Source organism: Rhizobium sullae (genome assembly GCF_025200715.1).
Lineage (GTDB): Bacteria > Pseudomonadota > Alphaproteobacteria > Rhizobiales > Rhizobiaceae > Rhizobium > Rhizobium sullae.
Genome location: NZ_CP104143.1, coordinates 3,172,501 through 3,195,071 on the forward strand (window position 1 = coordinate 3,172,501; position 22,571 = coordinate 3,195,071).

The 22,571-nt window shown below is 60.1% G+C and carries 23 protein-coding genes and 1 pseudogene (1 of these 24 running past the window's edge); 6 read left to right on the forward strand and 18 right to left on the reverse strand.

Annotated features, from left to right (window positions below; all coding sequences use genetic code 11):
• A protein-coding gene (locus N2599_RS15915; RefSeq protein ID WP_027512288.1) for a M23 family metallopeptidase crosses the window boundary here: on the forward strand, window positions 1-251 show its end. It extends 1,681 nt beyond the left edge of the window; only the last 251 of its 1,932 coding nucleotides appear in the window; its start codon lies off the left edge, out of view; its stop codon occupies window positions 249-251.
• A gap of 52 nt (window positions 252-303) precedes the next feature.
• Here N2599_RS15915 and clpB read toward each other — a convergent pair whose 3' ends face one another.
• Window positions 304-2,907, reverse strand: a complete 2,604-nt coding sequence (gene clpB, locus N2599_RS15920) for an ATP-dependent chaperone ClpB (RefSeq protein WP_027512289.1) — start codon at window positions 2,905-2,907, stop codon at window positions 304-306.
• Window positions 2,908-3,192: 285 nt separating this feature from the next.
• On the opposite strand from clpB, the gene N2599_RS15925 reads away from it, so the two are divergent.
• The gene (locus N2599_RS15925) at window positions 3,193-3,789 is read left to right on the forward strand and encodes a LysE family translocator (protein WP_027512290.1); all 597 of its coding nucleotides are present in this window, start codon (window positions 3,193-3,195) and stop codon (window positions 3,787-3,789) included.
• Between the two features lie 16 nt (window positions 3,790-3,805).
• On the opposite strand, the gene N2599_RS15930 is transcribed toward N2599_RS15925, so the two are convergent.
• The 5 genes from N2599_RS15930 to N2599_RS15950 form a co-directional block, all read right to left on the reverse strand.
• Complete coding sequence (locus N2599_RS15930; RefSeq protein WP_027512291.1) at window positions 3,806-4,501, reverse strand: DUF4167 domain-containing protein; 696 nt, start codon at window positions 4,499-4,501, stop codon at window positions 3,806-3,808.
• A gap of 340 nt (window positions 4,502-4,841) precedes the next feature.
• Window positions 4,842-5,714, reverse strand: coding sequence for a peptide chain release factor N(5)-glutamine methyltransferase (gene prmC, locus N2599_RS15935; protein WP_027512292.1), 873 nt, complete (start codon window positions 5,712-5,714; stop codon window positions 4,842-4,844).
• A complete protein-coding gene (gene prfA, locus N2599_RS15940) occupies window positions 5,711-6,790 on the reverse strand; it encodes a peptide chain release factor 1 (RefSeq protein WP_027512293.1) in 1,080 nt (359 codons plus the stop codon). Before prfA ends, prmC begins: the two co-directional genes overlap by 4 nt.
• 28 nt (window positions 6,791-6,818) lie before the next feature.
• A complete protein-coding gene (gene ptsP / locus N2599_RS15945) occupies window positions 6,819-9,086 on the reverse strand; it encodes a phosphoenolpyruvate--protein phosphotransferase (RefSeq protein WP_027512294.1) in 2,268 nt (755 codons plus the stop codon).
• 88 nt (window positions 9,087-9,174) lie between these two features.
• The gene (locus N2599_RS15950; RefSeq protein ID WP_027512295.1) at window positions 9,175-10,449 is read right to left on the reverse strand and encodes an aspartate kinase; all 1,275 of its coding nucleotides are present in this window, start codon (window positions 10,447-10,449) and stop codon (window positions 9,175-9,177) included.
• A 272-nt stretch (window positions 10,450-10,721) separates the two neighbouring features.
• On the opposite strand from N2599_RS15950, the gene N2599_RS15955 reads away from it, so the two are divergent.
• Window positions 10,722-12,131, forward strand: a complete 1,410-nt coding sequence (locus N2599_RS15955) for an adenylate/guanylate cyclase domain-containing protein (protein ID WP_027512296.1) — start codon at window positions 10,722-10,724, stop codon at window positions 12,129-12,131.
• A gap of 26 nt (window positions 12,132-12,157) precedes the next feature.
• Here N2599_RS15955 and N2599_RS15960 read toward each other — a convergent pair whose 3' ends face one another.
• Together N2599_RS15960 and N2599_RS15965 are read right to left on the reverse strand one after the other, a co-directional pair.
• On the reverse strand, window positions 12,158-12,601 hold the full coding sequence (locus tag N2599_RS15960; protein ID WP_027512297.1) for a DUF421 domain-containing protein: 444 nt from the start codon (window positions 12,599-12,601) through the stop codon (window positions 12,158-12,160).
• 12 nt (window positions 12,602-12,613) lie between these two features.
• Entirely contained in the window at window positions 12,614-13,117 is a 504-nt protein-coding gene (locus N2599_RS15965) for a hypothetical protein (protein WP_051336736.1), read from the reverse strand.
• Between the two features lie 215 nt (window positions 13,118-13,332).
• Between N2599_RS15965 and N2599_RS15970 the strand changes: the two genes are divergently transcribed.
• Both N2599_RS15970 and ubiG read left to right on the forward strand, forming a co-directional pair.
• Window positions 13,333-14,760, forward strand: coding sequence for an amidase (locus N2599_RS15970; RefSeq protein WP_027512298.1), 1,428 nt, complete (start codon window positions 13,333-13,335; stop codon window positions 14,758-14,760).
• A gap of 53 nt (window positions 14,761-14,813) precedes the next feature.
• Window positions 14,814-15,560, forward strand: coding sequence for a bifunctional 2-polyprenyl-6-hydroxyphenol methylase/3-demethylubiquinol 3-O-methyltransferase UbiG (ubiG, locus tag N2599_RS15975; protein ID WP_027512299.1), 747 nt, complete (start codon window positions 14,814-14,816; stop codon window positions 15,558-15,560).
• 3 nt (window positions 15,561-15,563) lie between these two features.
• On the opposite strand, the gene N2599_RS15980 is transcribed toward ubiG, so the two are convergent.
• The 4 genes and pseudogenes from N2599_RS15980 to N2599_RS15995 form a co-directional block, all read right to left on the reverse strand.
• A complete protein-coding gene (locus N2599_RS15980; RefSeq protein ID WP_027512300.1) occupies window positions 15,564-15,992 on the reverse strand; it encodes a DUF1178 family protein in 429 nt (142 codons plus the stop codon).
• Window positions 15,989-16,846: a carbon-nitrogen hydrolase family protein gene (locus N2599_RS15985; protein ID WP_027512301.1), complete on the reverse strand. Its 858-nt coding sequence runs from the start codon at window positions 16,844-16,846 to the stop codon at window positions 15,989-15,991. The genes N2599_RS15980 and N2599_RS15985 overlap by 4 nt, the downstream gene beginning before the upstream one ends.
• Entirely contained in the window at window positions 16,843-17,115 is a 273-nt protein-coding gene (gene grxC, locus N2599_RS15990; protein ID WP_027512302.1) for a glutaredoxin 3, read from the reverse strand. The genes N2599_RS15985 and grxC overlap by 4 nt, the downstream gene beginning before the upstream one ends.
• 34 nt (window positions 17,116-17,149) lie before the next feature.
• Window positions 17,150-17,386: pseudogene (locus N2599_RS15995) on the reverse strand (ComF family protein); the annotation flags it as partial.
• Between the two features lie 124 nt (window positions 17,387-17,510).
• Here N2599_RS15995 and N2599_RS16000 point away from each other — a divergent pair.
• A complete protein-coding gene (locus N2599_RS16000) occupies window positions 17,511-18,395 on the forward strand; it encodes a class I SAM-dependent methyltransferase (protein ID WP_027512304.1) in 885 nt (294 codons plus the stop codon).
• Window positions 18,396-18,422: 27 nt separating this feature from the next.
• On the opposite strand, the gene N2599_RS16005 is transcribed toward N2599_RS16000, so the two are convergent.
• The 6 genes from N2599_RS16005 to N2599_RS16030 form a co-directional block, all read right to left on the reverse strand.
• Complete coding sequence (locus N2599_RS16005; RefSeq protein WP_084606586.1) at window positions 18,423-18,590, reverse strand: Flp family type IVb pilin; 168 nt, start codon at window positions 18,588-18,590, stop codon at window positions 18,423-18,425.
• A 37-nt stretch (window positions 18,591-18,627) separates the two neighbouring features.
• Window positions 18,628-18,945: a hypothetical protein gene (locus N2599_RS16010; protein ID WP_027512305.1), complete on the reverse strand. Its 318-nt coding sequence runs from the start codon at window positions 18,943-18,945 to the stop codon at window positions 18,628-18,630.
• A gap of 124 nt (window positions 18,946-19,069) precedes the next feature.
• Complete coding sequence (gene mutT / locus N2599_RS16015) at window positions 19,070-19,483, reverse strand: 8-oxo-dGTP diphosphatase MutT (RefSeq protein ID WP_027512306.1); 414 nt, start codon at window positions 19,481-19,483, stop codon at window positions 19,070-19,072.
• The gene (locus tag N2599_RS16020) at window positions 19,480-20,301 is read right to left on the reverse strand and encodes a GNAT family N-acetyltransferase (protein ID WP_037143106.1); all 822 of its coding nucleotides are present in this window, start codon (window positions 20,299-20,301) and stop codon (window positions 19,480-19,482) included. The genes mutT and N2599_RS16020 overlap by 4 nt, the downstream gene beginning before the upstream one ends.
• A complete protein-coding gene (argJ, locus tag N2599_RS16025) occupies window positions 20,270-21,511 on the reverse strand; it encodes a bifunctional glutamate N-acetyltransferase/amino-acid acetyltransferase ArgJ (RefSeq protein WP_027512308.1) in 1,242 nt (413 codons plus the stop codon). The genes N2599_RS16020 and argJ overlap by 32 nt, the downstream gene beginning before the upstream one ends.
• A gap of 116 nt (window positions 21,512-21,627) precedes the next feature.
• Window positions 21,628-22,503, reverse strand: coding sequence for a peptidylprolyl isomerase (locus tag N2599_RS16030; RefSeq protein ID WP_027512309.1), 876 nt, complete (start codon window positions 22,501-22,503; stop codon window positions 21,628-21,630).
• Between the last annotated feature and the right edge of the window lie 68 nt (window positions 22,504-22,571).

A 22,571-nucleotide genomic window follows, 5' to 3' on the forward strand; every position in this document is an offset into this window, starting at 1 on the left:
AAGGCATTGTGCCCGGATCCAAGGTTCGTCAGGGCCAGGTGATCGGCTGGGTCGGCACCACCGGCGAATCCACCGGACCGCATCTGCACTACGAGATGATCGTCAACGGCACCAAGGTCGATCCGCTCCGCATCCGCCTGCCGGGCGGCAAGTCGCTCAACGGCGAAGCACTGGCGAAATTCCAGGACGAGCGCAAGCGCATCGATACACTTCTGAACAACCAGCCGGTCGACCAGGTCGCCAGCAAGTAGGCCAAACAAAAATGGCGGCCGGAGCCGCCATTCCCCTTCCGGGTGCCGGGCTTTACGCTGCTTCGCTAACGGCGGAACTACGCAGGCGGAACAGCAAGCGGTCGGAACCGCTGGTGACCTTCACCGTCGATCCGTCCGGCACCTGGCCGGAGAGAATCTGCTCTGCGAGCGGATCCTGGACATATTTCTGGATCACCCGCTTCAACGGCCGCGCGCCATAGGCCGGATCGTAACCTTTGTTGGCAAGCCAATTACGGGCATCGTCGTCGAGCTTGATCGCGATCTTGCGCTCGGCCAGCAGTGCCACAAGCCGTTTGAGCTGGATATCGACGATTGCGCCCATCTCATCGCGCTTCAGGCGATGGAAGAGGATGATTTCATCGATGCGGTTCAGGAATTCCGGCCGGAAATTGACGCGCACGACGTCCATCACCTGTTCGCGAACCGTGTGGCTGTCCTGGTCCTCGCCCAGTTGGATGAGGTATTCGGCACCGAGGTTCGAGGTCATGATGATCATCGTATTGCGGAAGTCGACCGTGCGGCCCTGGCCGTCCGTCAGCCGTCCGTCATCCAGAACCTGCAGCAGGATGTTGAAGACGTCGTGATGCGCCTTCTCGATCTCGTCGAAGAGCACCACCTGATAGGGCCGGCGGCGGACGGCTTCCGTCAATGCGCCGCCTTCCTCGTAGCCGACATAGCCGGGAGGGGCGCCGATCAGCCGGGCCACGGAGTGCTTTTCCATGTATTCCGACATGTCCATGCGCACCATCGCCGTCTCGTCATCGAAGAGGAAGCGGGCGAGCGCCTTGGTAAGCTCCGTCTTGCCGACGCCGGTGGGACCCAAGAAGATGAACGAGCCGATCGGCCGGTTCGGGTCCTGGAGCCCGGCGCGCGCGCGGCGAACGGCACGCGACACGGCTTGCACCGCATCGCCCTGGCCTATGACTGAAGTCGCCAGTTCGTCTTCCATCCTGAGCAGCTTCTCGCGTTCACCTTCCAGCATCTTGTCGACCGGAATGCCGGTCCAGCGGGAAACGACCTGGGCGATATTGTCCGGGGTCACGACCTCCTGCACCATCGCGCTGCGGTCGCCATCCTGGCTTTCCGCATCGGCCAATTGCTTCTCAAGCTCCGGAATAACGCCATAGGTCAATTCGCCGGCGCGCTGGAATTCACCCTTGCGCTGGGCGATTGCCAGTTCGTTGCGGGCGTCGTCGAGCTTCTTCTTGAGATCGGCGGCAAGGCCGAGCTTCTGCTTTTCCGATTGCCAACGGGCCGTCAGCGCGTTGGCTTTCTCCTCTAGGTCCGTCAGTTCGGCATCGAGCCGCGTCAGACGGTCGGCGGAAGCCGCATCCGTTTCCTTCTTCAGCGCCTCACGCTCGATTTTCAGCTGCATGATGCGGCGGTCGAACTCGTCGAGCTCTTCGGGCTTCGAATCCACCTGCATGCGCAACCGCGCGGCCGCCTCGTCCATCAGGTCGATCGCCTTGTCGGGCAGGAACCGGTCGGTGATGTAGCGGTTCGACAGCGTCGCCGCCGCCACCAGCGACGAGTCCGAAATGCGGACCTTGTGGTGCTGCTCGTATTTTTCCTTGAGGCCGCGCAGGATCGAAATCGTGTCCTCGACCGTCGGCTCCTCGACCATGACGGGCTGGAAGCGTCGAGCAAGCGCCGCGTCCTTCTCGACATGTTTGCGATATTCGTCGAGCGTGGTTGCGCCGACGCAATGCAGCTCGCCGCGGGCAAGCGCAGGTTTCAGCAGGTTGGAGGCATCCATCGCCCCGTCCGCCTTGCCGGCACCGACCAGGGTGTGCATTTCGTCGATGAAGAGAATGATCTCGCCGTTCTCCGATTGCACCTCGTTGAGCACGGCTTTCAGCCGCTCTTCGAATTCGCCGCGATACTTTGCACCCGCAATCAGCGCGCCCATGTCGAGCGCCATCAGCTTCTTGTCCTTGAGCGACTCCGGCACGTCGCCGTTGACGATGCGCAGCGCCAGGCCCTCAACGATTGCCGTCTTGCCGACACCGGGCTCACCGATGAGCACCGGGTTGTTCTTGGTGCGGCGGGAGAGGACCTGGATGGTGCGCCGTATCTCGTCGTCGCGGCCGATCACCGGATCGAGCTTCCCCTCGCGGGCCTCGCCAGTCAGATCGCGGGCGTATTTCTTCAGGGAATCGAAGCCTTGTTCCGCATTGGCGGAGTCGGCCGTGCGCCCTTTTCGAATGTCGTTGATCACCTGATTGAGGCTCTGCGCCGTCACGCCAGCGTTCTTCAGCGTCGCTGAGGTTGAAGCGGAAGTCTCGATCGCCAAGGCCTGCAGCAACCGCTCGACGGTGACAAAGCTGTCGCCGGCTTTCTTGGCGGCCTCTTCAGCCGTAGAAAAAACTCTGGCGAGCGGCTGGGCGAGATAGATGTTGCCGTTGCCGCCGGAAATCCTCGGCAGCTTTGCAAGCGCTGCATCGTTTGCAAGCCGCGCGGCCTTGGCATCGCCGCCGGCGCGTTCGATCAGCGAAGCGGCCATACCTTGATCGTCGTCAAGCAGGACCTTGAGCACATGTTCCGGCGTGAATTGCTGATGACCCTGTGCCAAGGCATAGGTCTGGGCGGACTGAACAAAACCCCGTACCCGCTCGGAATACTTTTCGATATTCATATTCTACCTCCATGGATCGCCCTGCCCGTATAAGGCACAGACCGATGATTGAGATTGAGCTCCCTCAAAAGGCGAGCCGTCGCTTCATCCTTTTTGGAAAATGAACGAAGCATTCGAGGAAGAATATGGGATGGATTTTCGCGAGTTTAAAGAGCCTGGAACCATGAAACCCGCGCCGAAGAATTCTCTGCGAACGCGCGGCGCGGCCTGACGGCACAAACGTTCAAGACCCGATTGTAGTGCTGCTGGTATGCCTATAGCAGCTTCCAAAACAGCGGGCCTGCGATGACCGCCGAGCAAATTATTGCATTTCTGACCTTCTCGATTGTTGGCGCCATCACACCAGGCCCCAGCAACGTCATGATCATGGCCACCGGCTCGCTCGTGGGTTTGACACGCGGCCTGCCCTGCGTGCTCGGCGCTACCTTGGGAATGTCGTCGCTATTCTTCTGTGCAGGCCTCGGCCTTGCGCAACTGTTTCTGCTTTATCCACTTACGCTGACGATCATGAATCTGATCGGCGCTGCCTTTTTGTTTTGGCTAGCCTGGAAGATCGCGATGGCGGACGTGGCGCAGGTGAAAGGTGACGCGAAAGCCGTGGGGTTTCTGCAAGCTGCGGCCTTTCAATGGATGAATCCGAAGGGCTGGCTGATCGCCGTCAGTGGGGTTGCCGCCTACTCCAGCGCATCTCCAGGGAGCGCTTTCGGCTTGGCCGCAACCTTCGCAGTTCTATTTTTTGTAGCAGCCTTCCCGAGTGGTCTCGCCTGGTTGATGGCGGGCGCATTGCTGCAGAAACTGCTTCAAGACGCGCGCATTGCGCGCGCCTTGAATATTGTGATGGCAATCGTGCTCGCCGGCTCTGTCGTAACAATTTTCGTGTGAGCTGGAGACGGCGGCCTTATTCGGTAGCCGCTTCGGCCAAAGCCGGTGTTTCGGCGGAAGCTTCGCCCTCGCCTTCAGCGCGGCGGGGGCGGCGCGGACGGTTGCTGGCGTTGCGGCGGCGCGGTTGACGCTCCTGCTGCTGGCCGCCTTCTTCCTCCATGGAGACTTCGGCGGGAATGCCTTCGATGTCCGGCTGGGGGCCGGTTCCGTCGTTGGTTTCCTGAGCCGGGGCCGGTAGGGAAGTCGGAGCTTCTGCGCGGTGTTCGCGACGATCTCCTGCACGTTGTTCGCGACGATCTTGCTCGCGCGGCGGCTGAACGACGACGGCATCATCACTGTCTGCAGAATCCAGTTCATCGCCATCGCGCTCGCCACCTTCGCGGTCGGCATATTCGTTCCGATCGTCGCGCTGGAAACGTTCCTGCATCTGCGTCTGGGCAGCCGCAATGATGCGGTAATAGTGCTCTGCGTGCTGTAGGTAGTTCTCGGCTATGACGCGGTCACCGGAGCTCTGGGCATCGCGGGCAAGCTGCGAGTACTTTTCCGCAATATGCTGGGCCGTACCGCGGATCTTCACGTCTGGGCCGGAGCTGTCGTAGGTCCGCGTCAGCGGATTGCCACCCTTGCGGTTGAAATTGTTGTTGTTATTTCCGCCGCCGTTATTGTTACTGCCACGCCCTCGACCGCGCTTGTTCTGCTGTCCTGGCCTCATAGATCGTTCACCTGAATTCTGTGTTTGTGTGGAGTGATGGCACCAACCGCCGTGGCCGGTAAACCGGCTCAGGGCCTTCGTGCCGCAAGCATAATGCGCCTTCGCGCCGACCTGCCGCTTGTTCTCAAGTCATATTGACTGATTCACGCATTGGGTCGTGTTCAACCTTTGAAACTCTCGTTTAAAAGAATGGACCCCCGAGGCCGACCAAGTACCGAACGAATCGACGTTCCTTCCTGACTGCCCAACGCGTGAGGGCAACCTATATCGCTTCCCCGGGAAATCCAAGCCTTTTCTTCGCAATCGCAGTAATGTCCTGTTCAATGCTTCAATTTGTCGCTCAGGCGCTGAGTGCGAACACCAGCACCCGGTCGTTCTGGCCATAATCCTTTACGGATTCGACACATCTGAAGCCCGCCGCCTCGAAGACCGCCGTCACATCATTCCGCTGGTCGTAGCCGATTTCCAGTCCTATGACGCCGTTTGGCTGCACGAACCTCGCAGCATCCTTGGCTATTGCTTTGTATGCGTCAAGCCCATCCGGGCCACCATCCAGAGCTGCCGCCGGATCAAATTTCGTCACTTCAGGAGCGAGATTGTCAATGACATTGGAAGCAATATAGGGCGGATTTGAGACGATTGCGTGAAACGTGCCGTGAATGTTCTGAAACCAGCTGGATTGCACAGTCTCAAACCGTTCTTTCAATCCGTTTCTTGCAGCGTTCGATTCAGCCGTCCTAAGGGCATCTACCGATACGTCGCTTCCGATACCCGACGCTTCCGGACATTCGCGCAACAGCGCAAGGCATATCGCCCCGGTTCCGGTTCCTAGGTCAAGGATATGGAGATGCTCCTCAGTCTTTGCAAGGGTTCTTAAATAAGGAAGTACCGCATCGACGAGAATTTCCGTGTCCGGCCGCGGCTCCAGCGTCTCGGCGGAAAGCGAAAGCGGCAAACCGTAAAATTCCCGTTCGCCAAGAATGCGGTGGACCGGCTCATGCGCTAGCCGCCGTTCCACAGCCGCCTGTATCAGCGCCTCCTTATCCGCAGCAAGAGGCTCATTACTACGTGATAGCATTTCGGTCGGTGAGAGCTTCAGCAATCCGGCAACGAGCAATCTTGCATCTGTTGCGGCATCGGCGATACCGGCTTCCGTGAAGCGGCGGCGGACTTCCGCGAGAACTTTGGAAACCGTCGGCCGCGCTCCGGTCATTGCTGCTCGCCAAGTTGCGCCAGTTGGCTTGCCTGATAATCGGAAAGCAGGGCATTCACCACTTCATCGATCTCGCCTTCCATCATCCGGTCCAGCTTGTAGAGCGTCAGGTTGATTCGATGATCGGTAATGCGTCCCTGCGGAAAATTGTAGGTTCGTATCCGCTCCGAGCGATCGCCGGATCCGACCTGGCTCCTGCGATCGGCAGAACGTTCACTATCGGCCCTTTGCCGTTCGGCATCATAGAGCCGAGAACGTAGGACCTGCATTGCCTTGGCCCGGTTCTGGTGCTGCGATTTTTCCGAACTGGTGACGACGATGCCCGTCGGCAGATGCGTGATACGCACCGCCGAATCCGTGGTGTTGACGTGCTGGCCGCCCGCGCCGGATGATCGCATCGTATCGATACGGATGTCCTCCGGCCGGATTTCGATGTCGATTTCTTCGGCTTCCGGCAGCACGGCAACCGTTGCTGCCGACGTATGGATGCGGCCGCCCGCTTCCGTTTCCGGCACGCGCTGCACGCGATGCACGCCGGACTCGAACTTCAGCTTGGCGAAGACACCCTTGCCCGTGATCGTGGCGATGATTTCCTTGTAACCGCCGGCTTCGCCCTCGCTTGCGGAAAGCATCTCGACCTTCCAGCCGTTCGCCGCAGCGAAACGTTCATACATGCGGAAAAGGTCGCCTGCAAACAGTGCGGCTTCCGAGCCTCCCGTACCTGCGCGGATTTCAAGGATCGCGCTCTTTTCGTCTGCGGCATCCTTCGGTAGCAGCAGGATTTGGATTTCCTGCTCCAGCGCCTCGATGCGCTCCTTCACCTCCGGCAATTCCTGCTCCGCGAGATCGCGCATCTCGCGGTCGACGGACTTATCCTCGAGCAACGCTTCGAGATCGGAACGTTCGGCTTCAGCCTTTTCATAGGCGCGGATCTTCGTGACGACAGGCTGAAGCTCGGAGTATTCGGAGGCAAGCTTCACGTAGACGTCTGCCGATGGACCAGCCGACATGCGCGCTTCGATTTCGCCGAAGCGGCGTTCCAGCTCGCGCATCTTTTCAACGGGAAGCTTTGCCACCCTTGACTCCGATTCTTCTTATAGTTCGCTAAAGGGGAATATTGTGGGTCTCGGCGAAGTGGGCAAGCACCTCGCGTATCGGGGTCGTCGCGTGGATATCGTCCAGCGCGTCGTTCATGACCTTTGCCAGAGCCGCTGCGTCGAGGCCGAGGAGCATAGCCTTCACAGGCCCGATCGAGGCCGGAGACATCGATACAGAGCGGAACCCGATGCCGATCAGCGCCATCGCCGAGATCGACTTTCCGGCAAGCTCACCGCACAATGTCACCGGCGTGTTGTTGCGCTCGCCGGCTCGCACGATGTCGCGCAAGAGCCTGAGAAACGGCTTGCCCAGTGTATCGAAACGGTCGGAAACGCGCGCATTGCCGCGATCGACCGCCATAGCAAACTGGAAGAGATCGTTTGAACCGACCGAGACGAAATCGACCGCCGCCATCAGTTCGTCGAGTTGCCAGAGAAGCGCCGGCACCTCCAGCATCGCACCGAACTGCAGCTTGCGCGGCAGGCCGTGGCCGAAGCGGGAAAGGTGCTGCACTTCCTTCTGAAGGAGTTCGCGAACGGCGGCGATCTCGGAAACCTCGGTCACCATCGGCACCATGAGCTTCAGCTCGGTACCGGCCGCCGCCTTCAGCATGGCGCGAAGCTGCGTGCGCAAGAGCCCCGGCCGGTCGAGCGACAGGCGAATGGCGCGCCAACCGAGCGCCGGATTCTCCTCCTCGTGGCCGCGGAAATAGGGCACAACCTTGTCGCCGCCGATATCGAGCGTGCGGAAGGTAACGACGCGGCCGGCCGCCTGCTTCAGCACATTGCGATAGAAGGTTTCTTGCTCGTCGGCCTTCGGCAGCGTGGAAGCGATCATGAACTGCAACTCGGTGCGGAAGAGGCCAATGCCCTCGGCACCCGATTCCGCAAGCTGCGGCAGATCGACCAGAAGCCCGGCATTCATCAGCAGCGAAATCCGCTGCCCGTCCTTCGTCAGCGGCTCGACGGAGCGCAGCGCCCGGAACTGCTCCTGTCGGCGCGCGCGGAACCTGACTTTTTCCTCGTAAGACCTCTGATGCTCCGGCATTGGCCTCAGATGCACATGGCCGCCGTCGCCATCGATGATCACGGCATCGCCGTTTTCGGCAAGCGCCACAACGCCCGCCGCCTGGCCGATCACCGGAATGCCCATGGCCCGGGCGACGATGACGACGTGGCTGGTGACGGCACCCTCCTCGAGCACCAAGCCGCGCACATTTGCGCGCGGGTAGTCGAGCAGTTCGGCAGCGCCCATGGCGCGCGCGAGGATGATCGCATCGTTTGGGAAACCATCACCCGATGTGTGGCCGCTATAGCCGGTCAGTTGCCGCAAAAGGCGGTTCGCTAAGTCTTCGAAGTCATGCATACGCTCGCGGAGATAAGGATCCGTCAGGCGTATCATGCGCGCCTTGGTGTCGCTCTGGACTTTTTCGACCGCAGCTTCCGCCGTCAGGCCGTTGCGGATCGCCTCTTCGAGTTTGCGTACCCAGCCCTGGTCATGCGCGAACATGCGGTAGGTTTCCAGAACCTCACGATGTTCGCCCTCCATCGACACGTCGCGGCTCGACAGCAAGTCGTCGATCGAAATCCGAAGCGACCCCATTGCCTCCGCCAGCCTGCGGATTTCCTTCTCCGAATCTTCATTGAGAAGATTGGTGACGACGATGCGCGGCTCGTGCAGCACGACATAGCCGAGCCCGATGCCTTCGTTATAGGTATCGCCATTGATCGTGACCGAACGCGTCAGGTCGAGTTCGAGGCCAGGCTTGGTGATCTGCTTAAGCTCGCCGGTGGCGATCATCTCGGCGAGCACCATCGCCGTCGTTTCCAGCGCTTCCAGCTCTTCCTCGCGGTAGGTGCGACTCGCCTTGTTCTGCACGACGAGAACGCCGAGCGAACGGCCGGTGCGAAGGATCGGCACACCGAGGAAGGAATGGTAGATTTCTTCGCCCGTTTCCGGAAGATAACGGAAAGCAGGGTGAGACTGTGCGTCGGAAAGGTTGAGCGGCTGCGCCGAAGCAGCGATCGTACCAACGAGACCTTGCCCCATCTTCAGCTGCGAGAGGTGGACAGCCTCTTTCTTCAGACCTTCGGTCGCATAGAGCTCGAGAACGCCATCCGAGCGCAGCACGTAGACGGAGCAGACCTCCGCCACCATGTTGCTGGCGATCTGCCGAACGATCCTGTCGAGACGCTCCTGCGGCTCCAGCGGCTCCGCCATCAATTCGCGCAGCCGCTTGAGCAGTACGCGCGGACCGCCGGATAGGTCTCTCATGGCGTCTCAAGCTCCAATAACAAAAGTACAGTAACCCGGCAGGCGCCGCGCGACTTCTCAACTTACACGCGCGGCAGGCTGCTGGGAATCAGTTCTTATCCAGACCGTAGCAGGAATGCAAAGTCCTGACAGCGAGTTCCGCATAAGGGCCGTCGATCAGGATGGAAATCTTGATTTCCGACGTCGTGATCGCCTTGATGTTGATCCCCTTCTCGGCAAGAGCCTTGAATGCGGTGGCCGCAACGCCGGCATGCGAACGCATGCCGATGCCGATGACCGACACTTTCACGAGACCCGATTCGTTCTGCACGACATCGTAGCCGATCTTTTCCTTGTTCTCGCCGAGCACCTTGATCGCCTTCTCGACGTCGCCCGAAGGTACGGTGAAGGTCATGTCGGTCTTCGAGCCGTCCTCAGAGATGTTCTGAACGATCATGTCGACGTTGATATGGCTCTCGGCCAGCGGCCCGAAGATCGCGGCGGAAACGCCCGGTCGGTCGGCTAGACGGCGAAGCGATATCTGAGCTTCATCCTTGGCATAGGCGATGCCGGTGACTACTTCCTGTTCCACGATTTCATCCTCGTCACAAATCAGCGTTCCGGGCGGATTCAACAGATCACCCATGCCCGGAGCATCGGGATCTTCGAAAGAGGAGCGCACAAAGGTACGGACCTTGTGTACCATGGCAAGCTCGACCGAGCGGACCTGCAGCACCTTGGCGCCGAGCGAGGCCATTTCGAGCATTTCCTCGAAGGCGATCTTCTTCAAGCGGCGCGCCTGCGGCACGATGCGCGGATCGGTCGTATAGACGCCGTCGACATCGGTATAGATATCGCAGCGATCGGCTTTGACAGCAGCCGCGATCGCCACCGCCGAAGTATCTGAGCCGCCGCGGCCAAGCGTCGCGATCCGGTTGTCCGGCCCAAGACCCTGGAAACCGGCGATGACGGCGACCTGGCCCTCGCCCATGCGCTTGATGATGTCGGCGCCGTCGATTTCGAGGATGCGGGCAGCGCCATGCGCATTGTCCGTGCGGATCGGGATCTGCCAGCCCTGCCAGGAGCGCGCATTGATGTCCATGGCCTGCAGAGCGATCGAGAGCAGCCCGGAGGTCACCTGTTCGCCGGAGGCGACGACCGCGTCATACTCGCGCGCATCGTAGAAAGGCGAGTTGGCACCGACCACTTTCGGCGCCCCCTGCACCCAGCCGACTAGTTCGTTGGTCTTGCCGGACATCGCCGATACGACCACAGCCACTTCGTGGCCGGCATCGACTTCACGTTTCACATGGCGGGCAACGTTCTTGATGCGGTCCAGATCAGCGACGGATGTCCCGCCGAATTTCATTACGATGCGTGCCATAAGCCTCTACCACAGCAAACGCCGGGAGAGACGAAAGCCAGACCCGGCATGACGAAGCCCTGAAAACAGCATGGCCGAAGGGCCCGGATCGGGAGTCTCTGGAACCCTTCTAAAGCCTTGCACCCAAGGGCCCAAGTTGCGGCGTCTCTTAGCGAGTTTGAAGGTGGGTGACAAGGTGGCCTTCAATTGAAACGGAAAGACCCGCGGGACAATCTCAGCCACTTCGAGAAAATCCGCTGATCGCGCATCGGATTCGGTGTAAGGTGTTTGTCATGGGTGAAGCTCAGTCTTTATTCGCACAGTTGCGCCAGTCTGCGCAGCCCGAAATCGTCGACGCTATCGAGCGGCTCGTCCGTGACGCCCCCGACCGCAAGCTTTGCCGTGTCAATGCGCTTGCTTTCGCAGCCAGCGAAACCCTCGGCGAGGAGCAGGTGGTCAACGCCTTCCTGCACGCCTCCCGCCTCGGCATATTCGACCTATCATGGAACGTGCTGTGTCCCGGCTGTGGCGGGGTGCTCGACGCCAATACCTCGCTGAGGACGGTCCAGAGCGACGAATACAGCTGTGCACTCTGTGCGGCGGGCTACGAGCCGACACTGGACGAGATGGTCGAAGTCACCTTCACCGTCAGCCCGCGCGTGCGCCGCATTGCCGCCCACAATCCGCACGAACTGCCGCCATTGGAATATTTCCGTCAGATATACTGGAGTTCAGGGGTCGACCTGCCGGAAGAGGATTTTGGGGCAAAGGTCGATGAATTCATCCTTGAGTGCCTTGAGCTGCCGCCCGGCGAGAAAGCCGTCATTTCCCTGCAGCTCCCTGCGGATTTCGTCATCATCTTCGAACCGGTCACCCACGCGGCGCAGTTCCTGGATATCAAAGGCGAACCAACCAAAGAGCGGCAGAGTCTCTCGCTGGTGTTCGATCGCGCGCACCGGCATAGCGAGCCCCTCGAGCTGAGGCCCGGTCCGGTGCGTATTTCGGTGGAGAACCATACCGAGGTTCGCACCTTGCCGTCTGTTTGCATAGCGAACGAGGCCCTGCATGGTTTGCTCGGCCGCCGCCGCCCGTTCCTGACTGCCAAGCGCCTGCTCTCCAACCAGACCTTCCGCGACATCTATCGCACCGACACGATAGAAGTGGATCAGCGGTTGAAGATCACCAGCCTGACCTTCCTCTTCACCGATCTGCGGGGCTCGACCGAACTTTACGAAAGGGTAGGCGACCTAGCAGCATTCGACCTCGTGAAAACGCATTTCAGCATTCTCAACGACATCGTCGGTGCGGAAGCGGGCGCTGTTGTGAAAACGATTGGCGACGCGGTGATGGCCACCTTCCCGACCCCCGACCGCGCCGTCGTCGCAGCCATGCGGATGCGCGAGGCGATGCGCAAGCTCAACCAGGAACGCGGCAGTGACGATCTGCTTCTGAAGATCGGCATCCACGAAGGACCATGCATCGCCGTGAGTCTGAACGAACGGCAGGATTACTTCGGGCAGACGGTGAACATCGCCTCGCGCGTCCAGCATCTGGCCACATCGCGCGAAATCTTCGCAACCGGCTCGGTGCTGGGCGACCCGCGCGCCTTCAGCCTTCTGACGGATCGCGGCCTCAATCCGATGTCGCAAAAAGTCACGCTTCGCGGCATCGCCCACGAAATCAGCATCTTTGCGATTCCGTAAGCTGGCCTTCGAACGCGGCTCGGCACTCATTGATTTTTGATGATGCTGATGGCGCCGCTCACCTCGAGGATAGCGAAGCGGATGTCCTTGACGCTTTCGACACCCTGTTGATTACGCGCGGCCTCGAGCACATCTTCGATCTGCAGCCTGCAGCCGCGCAAGGCCTCCTGGTCTGCAACCCCATTCGTAATCAGAATGGTCGGAACGCCGTCGATGACCTTACCCGCAAGCGGCGACCAGCTCTTGAGGTAGGAGAGCAGGATATCCGCGAGAAACAGGGTCAGGATCAGCACTATCGCATTGGTTATCGAAAAATCGTCGCCGAGCATCGCCTGCTGTGTCGTCTCGGAGATCACCAACAGAATCACGAGATCGAACGGTGTCATCTGCGCGAGCGTCCGACGGCCCGAGAGGCGTATGATGACAAGGAGGACAAAATAGATGGCGAGGCCACGAATAACGCTTTCCATATCGAGTTCTCCTCACGGAAGGATCAAGACAAGCAGTGCCGAAACGTGATCGCCGATACCGAGATGAATGCGATGAAAGCCCGGCGACTGGGTGTGGAGGCGGAACCTGACATCGACTGGTAGGCCCGGGTTCCCGGGAAACTGATAATGGATCAAGCCGGCTTTTGGCGTCACCGCCTTTGGAGGCGGATCGATACCCTCGACGAAGAAGCCCTTCAGGAACGCCGCATCGGCTATGAAGACGCGATCAGCATCGCCGGGTCCGAACCGAATATGAATCTCGTCCGGCGCATTCCATCGCGAAATGGCTGGGTAGTCGACTGTTCCTTGTGGCGTCTCCATCAGGGCGCGGGAAAGATATCCGCCCTTTCCCAGAGCGCCGAAGAGGCAGCTTATGAGAACGATGCCGAAGACAAACCAGGCGGCGCGCTGAACAATCCAGACACGCCGCTGAAAGGCCCGATGGTCCCTGATGCCGTCGGGCAAATGATCGCTGCCAGTCCCTTTGTTCGTCATCGGCGCAGCCTCATCCACAGGGACACCGCCCGTCCCAGCGAGATAACGTCACTCGACGCAGCGAGTTTCCGAAATTCAAGAATCCAATACGCAATGCCGAATTAAAGGACCGACAACGGCAATCCGGGCATCTCGAAACGGAATTCATTAGTAGTCCTGGTGATCGAAAAGCCGCATAAGACAGCAAGCACTCCTTCACGCTGGCAGAAGACACGATGAGCAAGCCACTGGAAACCGACATGCCGCACCCGTTGGACCTTCCCGCGGCCGCGATCGCAACCGGCATCCGCCAGGGCCGGTTCACCTCCGAAAGCGTCGTGGCGGAATCGATCCGCCGCGCCAAGGCGGTGTGCGAGACGCTGAACCCATTCACCATTATCCGCGAGGAGCAGGCGCTCGAAACGGCCCGAGAGGCGGATCGCTCGATCGTCGGCGGCGAAGCGACCGGCCCGCTGCACGGTGTACCGTTTGCAGCCAAAGATCTAACGCCGACAGTAGGCGATCTGACAACGTTGGGCTCCTGGACAAAGGGCGATTGGGTGCCCGCCGAAACAGCACTCTGCATCCGCCGCTTGCAAGCCGCAGGTGCCATTCTGATGGGAAAGACGACGACGCCGGAGTTTGCCTTTGCGAGCTTCACCGCGAGCCCGCGTTGGGGTGTGACCCGCAACCCATGGAATCCGGAGCATACCTCCGGTGGCTCCTCTGGCGGCTCAGCCGTGGCAGTCGCGACCGGCGTCGTGCCCTTCGCAGAAGGTACGGACATGGGCGGCTCCGTACGCATTCCATCCGCGTTCTGCGGCACGGTCGGTCTCAAGCCAAGCCTCGGACGAATTCCGATGACGATCCTGCCAAGCGTCTTCGACAATATCTCGCATTTCGGGCCGCTGGCCCGCACGGTGGACGATGCCATCGCCTTCATGGAAGCGGCCTGCGGTCCGAGCGATGAGGACATCACCTCGCTGCCGATCGGTTTCGTGTCACATGCGGCACGAGACGGCCAGTTGGAAGACAAGCGTTTCGCACTCTCAATGGACCTCGGTTATTACCGCATCCAACCCGAAGTCGAACAGGCGATACGGGCCGCGGTCGAAGAACTGCGCCGAGCCGGCGCCATCGTCGATGAAGTCCCGATGCATTGGACGCGCTCGGTCAACGACGAATGGTTCGATCTCTGGTGCGTTTTCATGTCTGGCTTCTTCGGCGAGACGATCGCCGAATACCGGGAGAAAATGGACCCCGCCGTTGTAGCGATGATCGAGCGCGGCTTGTCGATGAATGCCACCGCCTACAAGCGCGTCGAACTGCTACGCACAGCAATGTGGCGCGATATGGCAAAGCTGTTCGAGAGCTACGACGCGCTGCTCTGCCCCACCTGCGCGATCACCGCGCCGCTCGCCAGCGAATGCGACGATGACTATGTCGGCACCGGCGCAGACGGCCGTTTCGCCGGGCTCGACATGACCTGCCCTTTCAACATGTTGCCGCAACTGCCCGCGCTTTCACTGCCGGTCGGTCCCGCTGCAAATGGCATGCCGGTCGGGCTGCAGATCGTCGGACGTCGCTTTGCCGATGAGCATGTGTTGGCGATAGGCGCTGCACTCGAAGCGCGTCTTGCCGTTCCACGTTTGCCGGCCTCTTGACTTATGCTGCCGATCGTCCGACTTCACTCACGACGAACGCAAGGAGCAGGGTCATGAGCGACGCGGCAAAAAGCACGATCGACCAGAGCGAGGTAGACCGCTTTTCCGCGATGGCGGCGGAGTGGTGGAGCCCAACCGGCAAGTTCAGGCCGCTGCACAAGTTCAACCCGGTGCGGCTCACTTATATCCGCGACAAGGCTGCCGAAAACTTCAGCCGCGACAGGAAAGGCCCGCGGCCGCTGGAGGGCCTGCGCGTGCTCGACATCGGCTGCGGCGGCGGCCTGCTCTCGGAACCCGTCGCCCGCATGGGCGCAACGGTTGTCGGTGCCGATCCCTCGGAGAAGAACATCGGCATTGCCTCGACACACGCGCAAGCGTCTGGCGTCACAGTCGATTACCGCGCGGTCACCGCCGAACAGCTTGCGGAAGCAGGAGAGACCTTCGATATCGTCCTGAATATGGAAGTCGTCGAACATGTCGCCAACGTCGATTTCTTCATGACGACCTGCGCGAGGATGGTGCGGCCCGGCGGGCTGATGTTCGTCGCCACCATCAACCGCACGATGAAGGCCGCCGCACTCGCGATCTTCGCCGCCGAGAACATCCTGCGCTGGCTGCCGCGCGGCACGCATCAGTATGAAAAGCTGGTCCGCCCTGACGAGCTGGAAAAGCCGCTCACCGCCAATGGCATGACGATCATCGAGCGCACCGGCGTCTTCTTCAATCCGCTGGCGAACCAGTGGAGCCTATCCAAGGATATGGACGTGAACTACATGCTGCTGGCGAAGCGACCCAAATAGCGATCAGTTCACATCTTCCGGCAGGACCGGAAGCGCGGCAATTTCGATGCCTTCCTCAAGCAGTGCCTGGGCCTCGTCGATCGTGGCTTGTCCCATGATGCCGCGAGCATCCGCCTCGCCGTAGTGAATCTTGCGGGCTTCTTCGGGAAACTGCGCGCCGACATCTTCGGCGTTCGCCTTGATGTGAGCGACGGCCGCCTTCAGCTTTTCGAAGGCCTCGCGCCGCGCCGTATCCATAGCCAGCGTCTTCATCTCGTCCTTCTTGCGGGCGGTCGAGACGGACGGCGCCATCAGTGTTTTCGAGATGGACGTGGAATTGCAGACCGGACAAGTGAGGTAACCGGACGCGACCTGCCGGTCGAAATCGGCACTTCCGGAAAACCAGGCTTCGAATTCGTGGGCATTCTCGCAACTGAGGGAATAACGGATCAAGCGGCGACGCCTCCTGCGACAGCCCCCGAGATTTTTTCGATCGAGAATTCGCGCCCGTTTTTCAGATTCGGAATCTTGTCATGCGCGGCCTTGACCGCCGTTCGATCGATATCCGCGACAATCACCACCTCGCCCGTACCGCCGGCCGACGCCAGCACCTTACCCCAGGGATCGATGATCATCGAATGGCCGTATGTCTCGCGGCCGTCCTCATGGACTCCAGCCTGGGCCGCGGCAATGACGAAGACCCCGTTTTCGATGGCGCGGGCGCGAAGCAGGATTTCCCAATGCGCCTCACCCGTCTGCCTCGTGAACGCGGCAGGCACAGTCATGACTTCCGCCCCTGCAATCGCCTGGGCGCGGAAAAGCGCAGGAAACCGGACATCGTAGCATATCGTAAAGCCCATTTCCGCGAAGGGCAGCGACAGGACGCGCGCCTCCGAACCCGGACGATAGGCAGCACTTTCCCGCCAGCTTTCACCGTGATCGAGATCGACATCGAACATGTGGATCTTGTCGTAGCGATTCAGGATTTTGCCATCTGGGCCGAAGAGAAAGCCGCGATTGGCGATCTTGCCGTCATCGAGGGCGATCGCCGTCGAGCCTACATGCAAGTAGATGCCAAGTTCAGCAGCAAGCGCGGATGCCGTCCTGACGATAATATCGTCGGTCTCGTCGCGCAGCACCGCTTTCGCGGAAATCTTGTCGCGCTGCAGCATGCCGGTCATTTCCGGCGTCTGCACATAGATCGCGCCTTGGGCTGCTGCTTCACGCACCAAGTGCATCATAGAGGCGGCATTCCTTGCCGGATCGACACCGGAACACATCTGAACGGCAGCGGCCTTGAACGTCATCGGTCCCCCCTTTGGGCTACCAGCATGGGATCGAGCCTGCCGGCCCGTTCCAGTGCATAAAGATCATCGCATCCGCCGACATGCTGCGCGCCAACGAAGATCTGCGGGAAGGTCGTCCTGCCGTTTGACTTGCCAAGCATCTCTTGGCGGAGGTCTGGCGAAAAGGTCGCGTCGTGTTCGACATAATCGATCCCCTTCTCTTCGAGGAGGGACTTGGCGCGGGTGCAATAGCCGCAGAACTGCCGCGTATAGATGGTGACAGGTGCCATATATGGTCTCCAAATGGATGCCAGTTTTCCTTTGTCATATAGGTTCTGCGAAAGCGCTTGCAAAGGTTAAAACCGTGATGCCCACGGCGCCCGCCCGCCCGCCGAAGCGTGCGGGTTGCCGCACGGAGGTTAGCACCGCTCGTATCGACGTCGTCTATACGACGATGCCCTTGCCGAAAACACCGTTTTTCCGGCCCTTGGCGATCGCGAACGCACCGCGCACATTGTCCTCGCGCGCCGTTGCGCCGAGCCCAACCTGTTGCGTGGGGCGATTGCCCCCAGCAGGCCCCCGGCCGTTTGAAAATTGATGAGCCCCATTGGCGAAGACTAGCGCTTTCGGCAAGAAAGGAAAATCCGCCTTGCCGCCCTTCGCTCGCAGGATTATGGACATCCGTATGGATATGATCTTCGACCGGACCGCGATCGCCGCAAACCGCCGTCGCGCGCTGAAAAACGCGGATCCGAAAGCTGCCTTCCTTCTGGATATTGCTGCCGCGGAACTTGCCGACCGGCTGGCCGTCGTCGAACGCCATTTCGACACCGCCGTGGAGCTGCATGGGATGACAGGAGCAGCGGCGCGGGCAGCAATTGCAACGGGCAAGATCGGTGCGATGACCCGGGTCGAGGCAGAGCAGGTATTTGCCGCGCCTAACGACGTGCTGGTCACGGCGCCGCTTGAGGACGTGCCGATCGAACCGCAATCAGCCAATCTCATTCTTGCGCCGCTCTGTTTGCATCTCACCAACGACACGCCCGGCGTCTTCATCCAGATACGCCGCGCCCTCAGGCCCGACGGCCTGTTTCTTGCGGCAATCCCAGGAGCCGGTACTCTTCAGGAGCTTCGGGACGTTCTGCTTGCAACGGAAGCGGAGATGACCGGCGGCGCCAGCCCACGCGTGATCCCGTTCGCCGACGTCCGCGACGTCGGCGGCCTCCTCCAGCGCGCCGGCTTCGCGCTGCCGGTAATCGACGCCGAGGTCTATACGGTCCGCTACGACTCCATCTTCCCGTTGATGAAAGACCTGCGCGCTATGGGCATGGCCAATCCCCTCGCGGCCCGCAGCCGCAAGCCGCCCACCCGCGCATTCTTCCTCCGCGCGGCGGAAATCTATGCCGAGCGCTATTCCGATCCAGACGGGCGTATCAGAGCGATGTTCTCGATCATTTATGTTTCAGGATGGGCGCCGCATGAAAGCCAGCAGAAGCCGTTGCAGCCAGGCTCGGCGAAAGCGCGGCTTGCCGATGCTTTGCGCGTGGAAGAGCACAAGCTGAAACAGTGAGTGGAAGTAGAGCTTCCAGTTCGGCGCTTAGTCACTATCGAGATTGTTGCTCACGGTATTGAAAGTGTCTTGCAGGCTGTTGCCGAAGGTCGTCAGCCCACCGATAAGGGCCACTGAAATCAGGGCGGCCAGGAGACCGTATTCGACGGCGGTCGCGCCACGGGCATCTGCAAGGAAAGCTTTCAGAATGCGCATGACAAACCTTTCGCAATGCGGCGGAGACCTAATTTCTTCAGCAACCGGCTCCTGAACCGTACCCTTGCACGACGCAAACCGAGCCGGGCGTCTCCTGCAGGACGCTACGTCGGATCGTGTAGCGCTTGCCGTTTTCCGTGCCCGGGATCGATCCGGTCGTGATCGTATCGAACTCAGCCGGAACACTGGCGAAAACGCTCGACTTGGACTTGTCGGCGAGCATCGGCGTGAGGATGAGCGTCAGGGCAACGGCGGCAGTGCCGAAAAGCAAAGCGAGATTGAGCGCGCCCGTCCTGCGCGAAGCATTCGAGCTCTGTTCTTTCTCCCGGACAGCTTTCCAGAAATCGTCGTCCATACGTCAAGCCTTTTACAAATACGCCAGTTGCTTGATTGAGGCCGATCTTAGGCAGAAGGTGATAAACGATCGATTAATAACCCTGACCGAAAACGGCACTTTGCCGCAAGAAAGCGATAATTCGCTAAAGCAGATCCTGAAGCATCGGGATCAGCGGCTCATCGGCGGGCGGCATCGGGTAATCCCTGAGAGCCATAGGTTTTACCCATTTCAAAGCCTGGCCTTCCTTGCCATGCGGAATACCCTCATAGCGGCGGCAGACATAAAGTGGCATCAGGAGGTGAAATGTGTCGTAGCTGTGGCTGGCAAATGTCAATGGTGCGAGACAAGCGATCTTGGTCCGGATATCGAGTTCTTCCTCAAGTTCGCGCACCAGAGTTTCCTCCGGCGTTTCCCCCAGTTCGACCTTGCCGCCAGGAAATTCCCACAGGCCGGCAAGCGACTTTCCCTCCGGACGCTGTGCCAGAAGAATACGGCCGTCGGAATCGATCAGCGCGCATGCGGCAACCAACAGAATCTTCTTGCCGGTTTCGTTCATTGCGCCTGTTCCTGGCGCCAGTAGCAATAGCGATAAGCTTCACGGAAACCGAAACGATCATAGAGCGCCAGAGCCGGTTCGTTCGCGGCCTTGACCTGCAACCAGGCCGAGCGGGCGCTGCGCATGCGCGCCCAGCGAAGGGCAGACGTCAGAATTTCAAGGCCGAGACCCTCGCGCCGCCGCTCCTTAGCCACTGAGAGCGACATAATGCCGGCAAGATCGTTGTCTTGAACGCAAAGCACACTTGCAAGCGGACCGGTTTCCGGATCCTCGATCATGAAGAGACCGCACGGCGGTCCTATCGCGTTGATGATTTCCGCAAGCGCGGGCTTCAGCTTCGGGGAGACCTGATCCGTCGAGAGATTGGCATCGACGAAGCGACCGATGTCATGTGTCGGCAGGTGATCGAGTGTGTCCGGTAGTTCGGCATGCGTCAGGTCGCAGGTCATGACGATTGTCTCATCGAAATGCGTCCACTGCCGCTCCTTGACGAGATCGATCAGAACCGGCGACGCAAGCGGCGTTTGGCGAAGAACGGCCGGACGGCCGTAAGCCTCGAACCTGCGGCTCGCCTTCTCCAGCCGGACTTCGACGTCGCGATGATCCGAAGGGTCGAGCGGCACGATGGAATTCAACCGGTTCGACGGATGGCCGGCCGTCAGCCGCACCTGCCAGCTGCCGTCATATTGCACGGAGGAAGCCGGCCACGCCCGGAAGCCGACGGCTTCGAGCCTTCGTACCAGTGGCAGATTTGCCTTTTGGGACAACGTTTCAGTCAATGAACGATCAGCTCCGGTAGTCGCCGTTGATCGCCACATACTCCTTTGTGAGGTCGCAGGTCCAGACCGTAGCGGTACCCGCGCCGAGCCCGATATCGACTTTGACAGGAATATCCTGCTTCTTCATCACATTCGAGGCGGCTTCCTCCGAGTAATCGGGGTCGCGCTCACCGTTAACGGCAACACGGACATCGCCGAACCAGATGGCAAGCCGATCGCGATCGGCCATCTCGCCGGCCTTGCCGACGGCCATGACGATACGGCCCCAATTGGCGTCTTCGCCGGCGGCAGCCGTCTTCACCAGGGGCGAATTGGCGATCGAAAGAGCAATGCGCTTGGCCGCCGCGTCGCTCTCGGCACCGGTCACAGTGATTTCCAGCATCTTGGTGGCGCCTTCGCCATCGCGGCAGACTTGCAGCGACAAATCCTTCAGCACTTCATTGAGCGCTGCGCGGAAGGCGGCAAGGCGCGGATCGTCGGCACGCTCGATGCGGACCTGGCCGTCCTCGGCCGCGGCAGCCGTCGCAAACAGCATCAGCGTATCGGAAGTGGACGTATCACTATCCACCGTCATCGAATTGAAGGTCGGGCCGACGCCATTCGAAAGCAGGGACTGCAAAGCGGCAGGCGCGATGTCGGCATCGGTAACGACGAAAGAAAGCATGGTCGCCATGTCGGGTGCGATCATCCCGGCGCCCTTGGCAATGCCGTTAATCGTCACCTTTACACCGGCGATTTCGGCACTGCGGGTCGAAACCTTCGGATAGGTGTCCGTGGTCATGATCGCTTTGGCGGCTTCGAACCAGATATCGCTGGCCGCCTCCGCATGCATTCGATCGAGAACGCCTGCGAATTTCGTTGCATCCAGTGGCTCCCCGATCACGCCGGTCGAGGCCAGATAGACTTCGTTCTCGGCGCAGCCGACGGCTGTGGCAGCCGACTTCGCCGTCAATGCGGTTGCCTGGCGTCCCTTCAGACCGGTGAAGGCATTGGCGTTGCCGGAATTGACAACGACGGCTCGCGCCACGCCATGCGGCAGATTGGCGCGGCAGAAATCGACCGGCGCCGACGGGCACTTCGATCGCGTGAAGACCCCGGCAACGGCCGCCGGCTTGTCGAAGACCATCATCAGCACGTCCGTCCGGTTCTTATACTTGATGCCTGCAGAAGCGGTCGCCATGCGCAAACCGCGCAGCGCGGGCATCGTGGCAAAGGTTTTCGGAGCGAGCGGAGAAACAGAACCGGACATAATGATCGACCTGGCTATGGGGCATTTCCAGGCGAAGTGGAAACCGGTTCGCCGTCCGGAAATGCAAAAACAGAGGATAGTGAAGGGCCCCGGCAGAACCGGGCCCTTGATGGAATTTACTGCTGCGGCTGCGTTGTTGGCGCCTGCTGCTTGTTCGCGTCGTCGTAGCCCTTGCGGAGCGTTTCGTCCATGATATCGACCTTGGACGTTTCCTTCGCTTTGGCGAGGAGCGCAAGATACTTGTCACGCATGACGAGCTGACGAACCTGGTCCTTGACCTGATCGAACGGCGGCGGCGGAGCGTCGCGCTTGTCTTCAACCTTGATGACGTGGAAGCCGAAATCGGTCTTCACCGGCGTCTTGGAATAGGTGCCCTTTTCGAGAGAGAAGGCTGCATCCTCGAATTCCTTGACCATGCGGCCCTTGGTAAAATAGCCGAGATCGCCGCCGTCAGCCTTATTCGGGTCGGTGGACTTTTCCTTCGCAAGGCTTGCGAAGTCCTTGCCGCCATCGAGCTGCTTGATGACGTCCTTGGCCTCGTCCTCCGTCTTCACGAGGATGTGGCGGGCGTGAACTTCTTCCTGCTTCGGAAGGGCTGCGACTTCCTTGTCATAGCGCACCTTCACTTCATCGTCGGTAACGGTATCGACGACATGTTTCTTGAAATAGGCATTATGCAGTTCCCGATCCGAGAGATACTGTACGCGCTTCTTGAATTCGCTGGTCTGATCGAGCTTCTCGGCGGAGGCATCGGCGGCGAGCAGCTTGACGTCAATCGCAGCCGAAAGCGCAGCAACCTTCTTCTGATCGTCCGGAAGCTGTGCGAGCTGGGGATCGAGGTTGGCGACGGCTAGATCGAGTTCCGACTGATGGATCTCAAGATCGCCGACCTTAGCAACGACGGCATCCGGCTTGTCTTCCGCATAGACCGGCGCCTGGAGCGCAACAAAAGTTGCAAGCGCCATCACGGCGAGTTTGTTGTAGCTCAACATCAAATAACCTTTCAGAGTTACACCACCGGCTTCAGCATTCGTGAATCCAGCCCAAAACAGCCATCAAC